Origin of the sequence: Bradyrhizobium sp. HKCCYLS3077 (assembly GCF_051167555.1) — a bacterium.
In the GTDB taxonomy this organism is placed as follows: Bacteria; Pseudomonadota; Alphaproteobacteria; order Rhizobiales; family Xanthobacteraceae; genus Bradyrhizobium.
Genome location: NZ_JBNPTH010000001.1, coordinates 825,908 through 838,809, shown reverse-complemented (window position 1 = coordinate 838,809; position 12,902 = coordinate 825,908). Strand labels below are relative to the sequence as shown.

Here is a 12,902-nt window from a genome sequence, read left to right as displayed (position 1 = left end):
GCCCTACTCGCCTTCGTCACTCGCCAGCACGCCCTTCACCGCGCGCGCCCAGCCGGCAAGCTTGCGCTGCCGCGTGGCTGCGCTCATCGCCGGCCTGAAGCGGTGCTCCAGCCGCCAATTGTCGGCGAACTTTTCCGGCTCCGGATAAACGCCGGCGTTCAGACCTGCGAGATAGGCGGCACCAAGAGCGGTGGTCTCCTGGATCATCGGGCGATCGACCGGCGCATCCAGCAGGTCCGCGAGCCGCTGCATGGTCCAGTCCGAGGCGGTCATGCCACCGTCGACACGCAGCACGATCGTCGCTGCCGACGCATCCGGCCAGTCGGCGCGCATCGCCGCCCAGAGATCGTAGGTCTGGTAGCAGACGCTTTCCAGGGTCGCATGCGCGAGCTCGGCCGGACCGGTGTTGCGGGTGAGGCCGAACAGCGCGCCGCGGACGCGCGGATTCCAATAGGGAGCGCCCAGGCCGACGAAAGCCGGAACGAGATAGACCGACTGCATCGAGTCCGACTTGTCGGCGAGCGGGCCGGTCTCGGCGGCGTGCTTGATGATCCCGAGACCGTCACGGAGCCATTGCACCGCGGAGCCGGCGACGAATATCGAGCCTTCGAGCGCGTAGGTCCTGACGCCGTTGAGCTGATAGGCGATCGTCGTCAGCAGCTTGTTGTTCGACTTCACCGGCGTCGCGCCGGTGTTGAGCAGCGCGAAGCAGCCGGTGCCGTAGGTCGACTTCATCATGCCCGGTGTGAAGCAGGCCTGGCCGATGGTCGCGGCCTGCTGGTCGCCGGCGATGCCGGCCACCTTGATCGGGCCGCCGAACAGGTCCGGCGTGGTGGTGCCGAAATCGGCGGAGGAATCCTTCACCTCGGGCAGCATCGAGCGCGGCACGCGCAAGAGCTTCAGCAGCGTCTCGTCCCACTGCCCGGTGTGGATGTTGAACAGCAGTGTGCGCGAGGCATTGGTGGCATCGGTTGCATGCACCCGGCCGCCGGTGAGGCGCCACAGCAGGTAGCAGTCGACGGTGCCGAACAGGAGCTCACCGCGCTCGGCGCGCTCGCGCGCGCCCGGCACGTGATCGAGGATCCAGGCCACCTTGGTGCCGGAGAAATAGGGATCGATGATCAGGCCCGTTTTCGCGCTGACGTCGGGCTCATGGCCTTCTGCCTTGAGCCGCGCGCAGATGTCGGCGGTGCGGCGGTCCTGCCAGACGATGGCGCGGTGCACCGCCTGGCCGGTGGCGCGGTCCCACACCACGGTGGTCTCGCGCTGGTTGGTGATGCCGATCGCGGCGATGTCCGCGGGCCCCAGGCCCGCCTTCTCCAGCGCGTCGCGGCAGGTCATCACGGTCGAGGTCCAGATGTCCTCCGGCTCGTGCTCGACCCAGCCGGAGGCCGGGAAATGCTGCGGAAACTCCTGCTGCGCCACGGCGGCGATGGAAATGTCAGAGCGGAAGACGATCGCGCGCGAGGACGTGGTGCCCTGATCGATGGCCAGCACGAAGGACATGGGTGTTTCTTCCCGGCAGGATGGTTGCGAATTGGGCGGACAAGCAAGCGGATCAGGCGCGCGAGGTCAAGGTGCAGCCACTGCGCTTCTCACCGGAATGACGCCGCAACGCGACCGGCAACCGCTACAGCCAGCCCCGCCTGCGGAATTGCCAATACAGCACGCTGCAGACCACCGCGATGAAGCCGAGCACGGCGTAATAGCCGTATTGCCATTTCAGCTCGGGCATGTGCTCGAAATTCATGCCGTAGATGCCGGCGACCGCCGTGGGCACCGCGAGGATTGCGGCCCAGGCCGCGAGCCGGCGGGCGATGTCGGTCTGCTGCGCCTGGCCGGCCATCATGCTCGCCTCGAACACGAAGGCGAGGATCTCGCGCAGCGAATCCGCGTCCTCCTCGGCGCGCTTGGCGTGGTCGAGCACGTCGCGGAACAGCGGCGCCATCTCGGCGTCGATGGCGACATTGTCGACATGCTCCAGCCGCTTGCAGACGTCGACCACGGGACCCACGGCGCGGCGCAGCCGCAGCAGGTCGCGCCTGAGCCGATACAGCCGGTCGACCTCGTGGCGCGCCAGCGGCCGCTGCAGCACGACCTCCTCCAGCGTCTCGACCTCGGCCATGATGCTCTCGGTCACCGGGCGGTAGTTGTCGACGATGAAATCAAGGATCGCATAGAGGATGTAGTCCTCGCCCTTGGCGAGAGATCCGGGACAGCTCTCGCAGCGCTCGCGCACCGCGCCATAGGAGGTCGAGGCGCCGTGGCGCACCGAGACGACGAAGCCGGGGCCGACGAAGATGTGGGTCTCGCCGAAGACGATGTGATCCTTCACGAGTTGCGCGGTGCGGGCGACGATGAACAGCGCGTCGCCATAGCGCTCGACCTTCGGCTGCTGGTGCGCCTTCGAGGCATCCTCGATCGCGAGCTCATGCAGCCCGAACTGATCGGCCACCCGCTGCAGCAGCGCAGCGTCCGGCTCGTGCAGCCCGATCCACACCACATGGCCCGGCCGCCTGCTCCAGGCGCCGGCATCCTCGATCGGGATGTCGGCGACGCGGCGGCCATCGGCATAGACGCCGGCCGCGACCACGCCGGGCTCGCGCGGCCCTTGGCCCGATGGCTGAATCGCGACGTGGCGCATCCCCGGTTCTCCGCTCTCGAGACCTACTTTCGACGCGAGGACTCGCTGGGTCAAGCGGCGCATCAGGTGACGCCGGTCGGGCCGTCGAGCAACTGCCTGACGCGGCGGACGAGGTCGGTGCGGCGATACGGCTTGTTGATGATCTCGAACTCGCCGATATTGGCGTCGGCTCTCTCCACCGCGGCGTCGGAATAGCCGGTCGTGAGCAACACCTTCAGCTTCGGCTGCCGCTTTCGCGCCTCGCGCGCCAGCACCGTGCCGTTCATGCCGCCGGGCATCACGAGGTCGGTGAACAGCAGGTCGAAGCGGACCTCCGAATCCAACAGCTCCAGCGCGGCTTGCGCATTGGCGGCGAGCTCGGTGCGATAGCCGAAATCCTCCAGGATCGAGCGCGCCAGCTCGGCCACGTCGGCGCGATCCTCGACGATCAGGATGCGCTCGCTGCCGGTGCGGTCCATCGCCATCTGCGGACGGATCGAGGGCGCGGCGATCTCCTGCTCGGTCGCCGGAAACAAGAGCTGCACCGTCGTGCCATAGCCGACCTCGCTGTAGATATAGGTGCTGCCGCCGGACTGCCGGGTGAAGCCATAGACCATGGCAAGGCCGAGCCCCGTGCCCTTGCCCTCCTCCTTGGTTGTGAAGAACGGCTCGGCGACGCGGGCGAGGATGTGCGGCGGAATGCCGACGCCGTCGTCGGACACTTTCAGCGCGACGTAGCGGCCGCCCTTGGGCACGCCGAACTGCACGACATCTTCTTCCGAAATCTCCTTGTTCTCGGTGCGGATCGTCAGCGTGCCGCCATCGGGCATCGCATCGCGCGCGTTGACGAACAGGTTGAGCAGCGCGACCTCGGCCTGGGTCTGGTCGATGCGGCTGTTCCACAGGCCCGGCTGCGCCTTGACGACGATGCGCACGCTCTCGCCGAGCGTATGCCGCGCCATCTGCACCAGGCTCTCGATCATGTTGTTGAGGTTGATCGGCCGGCTGTCGAGCCGCTGCTTGCGCGCGAACGACAACAGCTGCTGCGTCAGGGTCGCGGCGCGATTGGCGGCGGTGCGGATGTTCTCGACCGCGCGGCGATGCCGCGGACCGAGTTCGCCGACCGCGCCCTGCAGGGTCTCGGTGTAGCCGATGATGACCTGCAGGATGTTGTTGAAGTCGTGCGCGATGCCGCCGGTGAGCTGGCCGATCGCCTCCATCTTCTGCGACTGCACCAGCGCGCTCTCGGCATCGCGCCGGCGCGAGACGTCGAGTTGCGAGCCGAAGAAATACACCAGCTCGCCGTCGCGGTTGTAGACCGGGCTGATGAACAGCGCGTTCCAGAACGCCGCGCCGTTCTTGCGATAGTTGAGAATCTCGACCGCGATGTCGCGGCGGGCCGCGATCGCGCTGCGGATCGCGGCGATCGTTTCCTGGTCGGTATCCGGCCCCTGCAGGAAGCGGCAATTGGTGCCGACGATCTCGCCGGACTCGTAACCCGTCATCTCCAGGAAGGCGCGGTTGGCGAACAGGATCGGATTGTCGGGCTGGCGCGGATCGGTGACGATCATCGGCATCCGCGTCGTTTCCACGGCCGCGAAGAAGATGTCGTGGCGCTCCGACGACAGATCGGATGCGTCGCCGCTGTCGACGACCGCGCGGACGCGCTGCGGCTTCTCTTCTGACATTGTCTTCCCAGCTCCGACTGCCTTGTGTCTCTGCGCCCGACGACGCACAGGCGGCCGCGATGCACCCTTGATATGCCGCTGAGTGGGAACGGGTTCCCGCTTCACTTGCCTATGCTGAGTCCGGCGATGGGGCGCTCACGCGAAAGCGACAACCCGCCGCGGGAACCATTTAGGGGCGCCTTGGAGCACCGTTCGCGTTGGCTCGCGATGCGCTCGACGGTTCCGCTCCCGCGCGCTACATCACCGCTCCGATCATCGGAGATGGGCAGGAGAAACGCGCATGGCAGAACACAAGGTGGCGCTCGTGACGGCGGGCGGCAGCGGCATGGGCGCAGCGGCCGCGCGCCGTCTTGCCGCCGACGGCTTTCACATTGCGATCCTGTCGTCCTCGGGCAAGGGCGAGGCGCTTGCCGCTGAACTCGGCGGCCTCGGCATCACCGGCTCCAACAAGTCCAACGACGATCTCAAGCGCCTCGTGGATGGCGCGATGAACCGATGGGGCCGCATCGACGTGCTCGTCAACAGCGCCGGCCACGGCCCGCGCGCGCCGATCCTGGAGCTGACCGACGAGCAGTGGCACACGGGGATGGATACCTACCTGCTCAACGTCATCCGCCCCGCGCGCTTCGTCACGCCGATCATGCAGGCGCAGAAGAATGGTGCGATCATCAACATCTCGACCGCCTGGACGTTCGAGCCCTCGGCGATGTTTCCGACCTCGGCGGTGTTTCGCGCCGGCCTCGCCGCGTTCACCAAGATCTTCACCGACAGCTATGCGGCCGACAACGTCAGAATGAACAACGTCCTGCCCGGCTGGATCGACAGCCTGCCGGCCACGGAAGAGCGCCGCAAGACCGTGCCGATGGGCCGCTACGGCAAGTCCGAAGAGATCGCCGCGACCATCGCCTTCCTGGCCTCAGAGGGCGCGGCCTACATCACGGGACAGAACATCCGGGTCGACGGCGGATTGACGCGGAGCGTGTGACACAGCCAAGCACGCAGAGGCAAATCTGCAGAAGCAGCCCCTGCCACAATCAGATCGACAATGAGTTACTCCGTCATGCCCGGGCTTGTCCCGGCCATCCACGTTTATCGGCATATGCCGAACGACGTGGATGGCCGGGACAAGCCCGGCCATGACGGCGGAGAGACCGGAGATTTGATCTCCCGCGCCCATGGCGCTGCGGCTCAACCGTCAGAACATCTCGAAATATTCGCGCTGCTCCCAGTCGGACACTTCGGCGTTGAAGCGCTCGATCTCCGCGTTCTTGATGAAGGTGTAGTAGTCGATGAAGGTGGCGCCGAAGACGTTGCGAAAGAATGCGTCGTCCTTCAGCGCGTCGACGGCCTCGCGCAGCGATTTCGGCAGCAGGCTCGCCTTGGTCTCGTAGGGCACGTCGGCCGACGGGCCGGGATCGAGCTTGCGGTCGACGCCGTCGAGGCCGGCTGTGATCTGCGAGGCCATGTAGAGATAGGGATTGGCGGCGGGCTCGCCGATACGGTTCTCCAACCGCGTGGCGGGATCATCGGCGCCGCCGAGCACGCGGATCATGACGCCGCGATTGTCGCGGCCCCAGATGGCGCGGTCCGGCGCCAGCGAATAGGACCGGTAGCGCCGGTAGCCGTTGATCGTGGGCGTCGAGAACACGGCGGCTGCGCGCGCATGCGCGAGCAGGCCGGCCATGTAGTGCCGGCCGAGGGCGGATAGCCCCTCGGGCTCCTCCGTCATGAACGCGTTGCCGCCGTCGCGCGCCACCAGCGACTGGTGCAGATGCCAGCCCGACGACATCACGTTGGGAATGCGCGGCCGACACATGAAGGTGGCGTGATAGCCATGGCGCTGCGCGATCTGCTTCACGGCGCTGCGGAACAGCACCATGGTGTCGGCAGGTTCGAGACCGATGCCGGGCTGCAGCACGAACTCGCACTGGCTTGGGCCATACTCCAGCTCGATCGAGCGCAAGGGCAGGCCGAGCGCGGTGAGATTGGCCCTGATGATCTCGAGCGCCGGCTCCATCTGATCGAAGCGCTGCTCGGTGAGATACTGGTAGCCCTGCGTCAGCAGGCTGACCGACGGCGGCACGCCGGGCTGTCCGGGCGAGCCGGCATCTCCGGGCGCGAGACGCGGGTCCTCGACCTTGAAGATGTGGCACTCGACCTCGAGGCCGGCCTTGAACTGAAGCCCGCGCGCATCGAGCGCCGCCAGCGCGGAGCGCAGCAGGTTGCGCGTCGCGAACGGCACCGGCGTGCCATTGGCGAAATACAGGTCGCACAGCACCCAGCCGGTGCCCGGCGCCCAGGGCAGCACGCGAAACGTGGTGGGATCGGCGACCATCAGCGCATCGCTGCCGCCCTGCATCTCCGTCATGCCGAAGCCGCCGCCGGCGGTGAACACCGGAAACACTGTGCGATGCGAGGTATCCTTGGCGAGCAGAGTCGTGGTGATCGCGCAGCCGGACTCGAGCGAGGACAGCGCGGCATCGACGGTCAGCGTCTTGCCGCGGAGGATGCCGTGCTGGTCGGGAAAGGAGAGACGGATCGTGGTGAGCCCCTGCTCCTCGGCGATCCGGCGCATGCGCGTTGCGGCCTCGGCCTGCTCGACGGTCCACAACTGATGCTTGGCGACGAAACTCAACGATGGCTCCTGAGTGGAGTGGCAACTTGCATGATCAAATTCCTGCCCGCAAGCGGGCCCTGTCCTTACCTCTCCCCGCTTGCTGGGTCGCGACGAGCTTCGCTCGCGCTGAGAGGTCGGATTGCATCGTTAGATGCAATCCGGGTGAGGGGGCTCTTCGCACGGTCGGTGGGTGTGGCTGCCCCTCACCCCAACCCGCTCCCCGTGAAGAACGGGGAGAGGGAGCGCACCACTTGCGGGGCGAGAGCACGGGCACATCAACGAAAATGATGTCACGACCGCGCTGGTTACTCAGCAGCACTCAGATGCGGGGCGAGGCGGATGATATCCGCCGGCACTGGCGCGGCCCAGGGGGCGTTGCGGCGGCGGCGGACGTCGACTTCCATCCAGTAGGTTTCCCAGCCGCGGGTCGGGCCGATGCCGTCCATCGTCGCCGGCCCCTGTACGCTGCGCGCCTCGGCCGCGTCGAGAAACAGCATCGGCTTCTCGCCGCTGGCGGCCGCTTCGATCTGCTCGCGCAGCAGCCGGCGATACTGGATGATCGCCTTGTCCGATTGTCCCAGATGCTCGCGGGTGCGGTCCTGGATGCGGCCCATCGACTCCACCGCCCATTGGTCGTGCACGTTGATGTCGTTGCCCATGCCGGTGTAGGTCTCGGTCGCCTGCTCCCGCGGATCGAAGCCGTAATCGTTGCTCTTGTTCTTGCGCGAGCGATAGTCCGGCAATTCATAAAGCTCGAGGCGTTGCGCCCGCATCTTGGCCTTGTCGACCGGCGCGCCATAGCTGGTGAAGATCGCGTACCAGTAGCAGGTCTCGTCATCGACCGGCACGTGCCACTGCGTGATCGTCATCTCCGTGCTCATCGGAATCACGAAGGCATGCGGGAACAACTGGTTGGTGACACGGACGTGGGTGCGCTCGGCGTCGATCTCGCGCAGCGCGATGATGCGCAGGCCATATTCGGTGCGCTCGACATTGATGATCGGGCGGTCATATTCGCGCAGCACCTTGGTCATCGGCAGTTCGCTGTCGGCGGAAGCGCCGCGGAACTGCTTGCCATAGGCGGTCGAGGTGTCCTCGTCCTCGAAGAAACGGTGCAGGAACGAGGCGTGCGCGGGATCGATGCCGACCTCCAGCGCCTGCAGCCAGTTGCACTCGATCAGGCCCTTGAAGGCGAACGTGTAAGTATCCGGCGCGGTGAAACAGTCGAGATCCGGAAACGCCGGCGCCTCGCCCTCCCCGAGCCAGGCCCAGAGGATGCCGCCCTTCTCGACGACGGGATAAGAACGCTGCTTGACGTTCTTGCACAGCGGCGAGCCGGCCGGCTCGGCCGGGGTCTCCAGGCAGTTGCCCTCGACATCGAACAGCCAGCCATGGAAGGCGCAGCGCAGGCCGCCATTCTCGCGCCGGCCGAAGGCGAGATCGGCGCCGCGGTGCGGGCAATCGCGGTCAAGGAGTCCGTAGCGGCCTTGCTCATCCTTGAAGAGCACGAAGTCCTGCCCGAGCAGCTTCACCGCGCGCACCGGCCGCTCGCCCGCGAGCTCGTCCACCAGCGCCGCCGGCTGCCAGTACATCCTCATCAGTTTACCGGCAGGCCTGCCCGGTCCGATGCGCGTGATGAGGTCGTTCTGCTCCTGGCTCATCATGATGGCCGTTCCTCCTGTTGCGTCTCAAGTCGGGCGTTGACGTCACGCGATCATCCAATAATGTTCGCTAGACGAACACATGTTCGCCAAGATTAGATTCGCTTTAAGTGGGGAGAAGCGCAAGTGAAAAAGCTACAACCGAAGCCGAGAGGCAAACGGGCAGCAGCTTCACCGCGTGCCAAAACAACAACAACAGCGGATCGTGTCAGGCCGATGCCTAAACTGAAGCGGACTGATGAGGAGAAGAAACAGGCGCGTGGAGACGGGCCTGAGTTCGTCGAAGCGCTCGATCGGGGACTGCGGGTGATCCAAGCCTTCAGTCGCGAGGGCCGGCCGATGACATTGAGCAAGGCCGCCGAACTGACGGGGCTCGCGAGAGCGACGGTGCGGCGCATCCTGCTCACGCTCAAGGCCTCCGGTTTCGTCCATGGTGACGACCGGCTGTTCTCGCTGACGCCGCGGGTGCTGCTGTTAGCATCCAGCTACCTCGCGTCGAACCAGATCAACACCGTGGTACAGCCATCGATGGATGTCGCGGCCACGGCGGCGCATGAGGTCTGCTCTCTGGCGGTCCTCGATGGCGAGCAGGTGGTGTTCATCGCTCGCGCGACGCCGACACGGATGTTCTCCGCCGGAATCGAAATCGGCCATCGGCTACCTGCCTATTGCACCTCGGTCGGACGCGCGCTGCTCAGCCGGATGCAGGACGACCAGTTGCGGCAGGCCATCGAGCGGATGACGCTCGCGCCGATGACGCCGCAGACCATCACCGACCAGGAGGCGCTGATCGAATCGATCGTCGCCGTCCGCAGCGACGGCTATTCGCTGGTCGACGGCGAAGCCGAGCACGGCTTCCGCTCGATCTCCGTCCCGATCCGCCGCTACGACGGCGCCATCGTCGCCGCGGCGAATATCGGCGGACACGTCGACCGGATCACGGTCGACGAGATGAAAGAACGCTTTCTGCCGCTGCTGAAGCAGCTGGCCGCGACGGTCCAGCCATTGCTGGTCTGATCCTTCGTCCATCGTCCTCAAGCCGCCAGCAAGATCAGGGCGCCGTCTGCGTAAGCGGCGCCCCGGCGCCGTGCGCGCGACCGGCGTTTCCTGACTTCGCACGCGGGCTCGCGTGCGGCCTGCGCCTGATTCGAGACGCTCGCGCATGCGCTCCCGCGCCGTCAGACAACCAATCCTCCGCGGCATCGTCGCTTGCGTCATCGCAGCGAGAACCGGCTTGGCGCGCCGATTGCAGTCGCTGGCGCGGCGACGTGAGGTTACGCGGCTTTCGAACTAATCGTTGTAGTCGCAGCCCTGCATGTTCGAGCGTCTGCTGCCAATTACGTGATATTATCGTGGCCATCGGCGCGCCTGCCATGATTGCCAATGCCTCCAGGTATCATCACGCTACTGACAGCGGTGATCCGGTGCGGAACGGAAGTAATTAGATCGGGCACAAAAAGGCGCACCTTGGCCAAGGCCATCCATTTGCCGCGAACGGTCCCGCAAGGGCTTGTCGCTCCGCCGCCGGCGCGCGGTCAGTGGGCGAGAGGGACGAGGGCATGGACGCAGGAGCTCGTGCATTTGCGACTGGCTCACCCCTCCTCCGACGGCGCCGCGCACGGTTCTCCGGCACCACGTTCCGCCGCCGGCCGCGCGGGACTGCGAGGGTTACGCTCAGCCCCCGGCCCCACTCGGGCTTCCGGCAGATCCAATGATCCCAAGCGGCGCGCTTGCAGCCGATACGATCGTTCGGCCGACCTCGCCGAGATCGTCGCTCCGGCGACGCCGCTCGAAGCGGAGGACTTCGTTGGACATCGGCGGCGTGTCGCGCAAAGATGGCACATCGGGCGAATGACACCCGAGCAGGACGATGAATGCCGCTCCAGGGGGAAAAGCCATGGCTGAAACGCTGCCGCTCGTGCTGGTGCCGGGGCTGATCTCGTCGCCCAGGATCTACGCGCCGATCATCCCGGCGCTGTGGCGCGCCGGGCCGGTCATGGTTGCCAACCACATCCGCGATGACAGCATGGCCGCGATCGCGCGCCGCATCCTCGCCGAGGCGCCGCCGCGCTTCGCGCTCGCGGGCCATTCGATGGGGGGCTATATCGCCTTCGAGATCATGCGCCAGGCGCCGGAGCGCGTTGGCCGGCTGGCATTGATCAACACCCAGGCCCGGCCCGATACGCCCGAGGCCAGCGCCCGCCGCCGCACCATGATCACGCGCGCAAAAGAGGGCGAGTATCACGTTGTCGTCGACGAGCTGTTCGCGGGCTTCGTGCATCCGTCGCGCCAGGACGATCCGCGGCTGCGCCAGATGGTCCACGACATGGCCGACGAGGTCGGCATCGAGGGCTTCGTCCGGCAGCTCACTGCGATCATGGCCCGCCCGGATTCGCGGCCGACGCTGACTGCGATCCGCTGCCCGACCCTGGTGCTGACCGGCGACACCGACAACACCATTCCGAACAGCCTGTCGAAGGAGATGGCCGACGGCATCGACGGCAGCTGGCTGGTCGTGCTGGAGAATTGCGGCCACCTGCCACAGCCCGAGCAGCCGGAGGAGACGGCGCAGGCGTTGATGGAGTGGCTGAGGGGGTGAGATGGCGATCACAGCCTATGCCGGCGTTGTGCGATCGAAGTGCCCATGCTGGACGAAGAGGAATGGGCCGAAATCGAGCCTCTGCTGCGAAAACGGATCGACGACATCAAAGACTATCGTCGATCAAATGAATGTACGCTCGGGCAAGCCGCAGCTGCGGTCGACAGCAAAGCGGGCGCGCTGCAGCGCTACCGCGAATTGACCGGCTTTGGGGAAACGAACGCCCTTGCGATCTGGCACCATCGCCGAAGCGATTTCGGCCCGCCATGCAAATCGTGTGGCAAGCCGCTGCGAACCCCGCGCGCAAAATTCTGCGCCGCCTGCGGGACGCCCGTTTGGTAGCACCGTCGATTGCCACCTTCGTCATTCCGGGGCATTCGCGGCACGCGAATGAGCCCGGAATCCATACTCACAGGCGATCGTTATGGAGCGAGAACGGCGTGTGGAGGCACCGCCCATCTCACGGACGGTCGTGGTTATGGATTCCGGGCTCGCGCTTCGCGCGCCCCGGAATGACGATGGAGAGAGAAAACACGGCGAGCTGCGCTCATCGAGACGGATGACCGCCCAACAGCCTAGTCAATATCAGTTCCACGGCTCCGGCCCCCCAGAGGCCGTCAGAGGGCAAGGCGCAGTCAGGATCGATCGGCCGTTCGAACTCTCTCTTCCTTGGATCCGTATCCGAATAGCGCACGAGATAAGCGCGCGAGGTCAATGGTTCCTGCCGAACGAAATCAGGGAATGGCCAAATCGAACGCTGCCATTGGGGGTGGGCGCCCAGAACCGGCCAAGAGCCGTCGTGCAGACCGAGATCTCCGAAGCGCCCGCATAAGACGGCATGCCCGGGATGGAGATCCCTGAAGGATGCATCGTTGGTCGAACCCAGCCACGGCCCAAAGAAGTAGCCAAGCAGAATTTTTCGAGCCCGCAGCGGCGTACGAGCAACGATGCCGCGTGCGAATCCACCGTCTCTGAGAGGGACCAAGAACACAGTGCCTTCACTGTAAGCCTGCTTCATCCTTGCCCTTACTCTACAAAGAGATCACCCTACGTCACTCAATTGATGGAGCTGCGGTGGGTCTCCCCACCCGCAACCCATCCACGAATACATCCAGCAGCCGCAGGACGCTCTGCTGCCAGCCGGTCTGGTCGTGCATGTAGCACATGCCGATCAGCGCGCGGAGGACGTCGTCGGCGGTGATGTCGGCGCGGATCTCGCCGGCATCGACGGCGCGGGTGAGCAGCGCGCCGATCGAGCGGGTGAGATGGGCGTGCGAGAAGGCGGCCAGCTCGGAGTTCGCGGTCATGACGATCGCGAGCGCGGCCATCATGCCCTTCTTGGTGGCGACGAACTGCACCGTCGAGCGCAGCCAGCGGCGGAGCGCCTCGACCGGCGACGGCTCGCTCTTCAGCTCCTCGGCCAGTTCCGCAAGCTGCTCGACCTCGCGGCGATACACCGCCTCGAACAGATCCTCGCGGGTGGGGAAATGACGATACAGCGTGCCGATGCCGACGCCGGCCTGGCGCGCCACCGCTTCGAGGCTCGCCTCGGCGCCGCCGACGCTGAACACCGCCTTGGCGGCCTCCAGCACGCGCTCCCGATTACGCTGCGCATCCGCGCGCGGCTTGCGGTGGCGCTCTTGTGGTTTCGTCTCCATCTCACCAGCTCTTGATGACGGACCGTTCATGTGCCCTTGCTAAACGGAGGAGTCCT

The 12,902-nt window shown here is 66.0% G+C and carries 11 protein-coding genes; 4 read left to right on the top strand and 7 right to left on the bottom strand.

The window, feature by feature from the left end; all coding sequences use genetic code 11:
• Positions 1 to 3: 3 nt before the first annotated feature.
• The 3 genes from glpK to ACQR0Z_RS03645 form a co-directional block, all read right to left on the bottom strand.
• Positions 4 to 1,506, bottom strand: coding sequence for a glycerol kinase GlpK (gene glpK / locus ACQR0Z_RS03655; protein WP_434917717.1), 1,503 nt, complete (start codon positions 1,504 to 1,506; stop codon positions 4 to 6).
• Between the two features lie 124 nt (positions 1,507 to 1,630).
• Complete coding sequence (locus ACQR0Z_RS03650; RefSeq protein WP_434877879.1) at positions 1,631 to 2,644, bottom strand: magnesium and cobalt transport protein CorA; 1,014 nt, start codon at positions 2,642 to 2,644, stop codon at positions 1,631 to 1,633.
• Between the two features lie 62 nt (positions 2,645 to 2,706).
• On the bottom strand, positions 2,707 to 4,311 hold the full coding sequence (locus ACQR0Z_RS03645; RefSeq protein ID WP_434856351.1) for a hybrid sensor histidine kinase/response regulator: 1,605 nt from the start codon (positions 4,309 to 4,311) through the stop codon (positions 2,707 to 2,709).
• A gap of 280 nt (positions 4,312 to 4,591) precedes the next feature.
• On the opposite strand from ACQR0Z_RS03645, the gene ACQR0Z_RS03640 reads away from it, so the two are divergent.
• On the top strand, positions 4,592 to 5,296 hold the full coding sequence (locus ACQR0Z_RS03640) for an SDR family oxidoreductase (RefSeq protein WP_434917716.1): 705 nt from the start codon (positions 4,592 to 4,594) through the stop codon (positions 5,294 to 5,296).
• A gap of 210 nt (positions 5,297 to 5,506) precedes the next feature.
• Here the strand turns inward: ACQR0Z_RS03640 and ACQR0Z_RS03635 are convergent, their stop codons facing one another.
• Positions 5,507 to 6,946, bottom strand: a complete 1,440-nt coding sequence (locus ACQR0Z_RS03635; protein WP_434917715.1) for a glutamine synthetase family protein — start codon at positions 6,944 to 6,946, stop codon at positions 5,507 to 5,509.
• 287 nt (positions 6,947 to 7,233) lie between these two features.
• A complete protein-coding gene (locus ACQR0Z_RS03630) occupies positions 7,234 to 8,592 on the bottom strand; it encodes a Rieske 2Fe-2S domain-containing protein (RefSeq protein WP_434917714.1) in 1,359 nt (452 codons plus the stop codon).
• A 213-nt stretch (positions 8,593 to 8,805) separates the two neighbouring features.
• On the opposite strand from ACQR0Z_RS03630, the gene ACQR0Z_RS03625 reads away from it, so the two are divergent.
• The 3 genes from ACQR0Z_RS03625 to ACQR0Z_RS03615 all read left to right on the top strand — a co-directional run bounded on the left by ACQR0Z_RS03625 (position 8,806) and on the right by ACQR0Z_RS03615 (position 11,530).
• Positions 8,806 to 9,606 carry an IclR family transcriptional regulator domain-containing protein gene (locus tag ACQR0Z_RS03625; RefSeq protein ID WP_434877875.1) on the top strand — a complete coding sequence of 267 codons (801 nt, stop codon included), beginning with the start codon at positions 8,806 to 8,808 and terminating at the stop codon, positions 9,604 to 9,606.
• An 880-nt stretch (positions 9,607 to 10,486) separates the two neighbouring features.
• Positions 10,487 to 11,188 (top strand): alpha/beta fold hydrolase, encoded by a 702-nt coding sequence (locus ACQR0Z_RS03620; RefSeq protein WP_434917713.1) that lies wholly within the window; start codon positions 10,487 to 10,489, stop codon positions 11,186 to 11,188.
• A 45-nt stretch (positions 11,189 to 11,233) separates the two neighbouring features.
• Positions 11,234 to 11,530 carry a hypothetical protein gene (locus tag ACQR0Z_RS03615; RefSeq protein ID WP_434917712.1) on the top strand — a complete coding sequence of 99 codons (297 nt, stop codon included), beginning with the start codon at positions 11,234 to 11,236 and terminating at the stop codon, positions 11,528 to 11,530.
• A 205-nt stretch (positions 11,531 to 11,735) separates the two neighbouring features.
• Here the strand turns inward: ACQR0Z_RS03615 and ACQR0Z_RS03610 are convergent, their stop codons facing one another.
• Positions 11,736 to 12,206, bottom strand: a complete 471-nt coding sequence (locus tag ACQR0Z_RS03610; protein WP_434877872.1) for an Imm26 family immunity protein — start codon at positions 12,204 to 12,206, stop codon at positions 11,736 to 11,738.
• A gap of 34 nt (positions 12,207 to 12,240) precedes the next feature.
• Positions 12,241 to 12,846 (bottom strand): TetR/AcrR family transcriptional regulator, encoded by a 606-nt coding sequence (locus ACQR0Z_RS03605; protein ID WP_434877871.1) that lies wholly within the window; start codon positions 12,844 to 12,846, stop codon positions 12,241 to 12,243.
• Between the last annotated feature and the right edge of the window lie 56 nt (positions 12,847 to 12,902).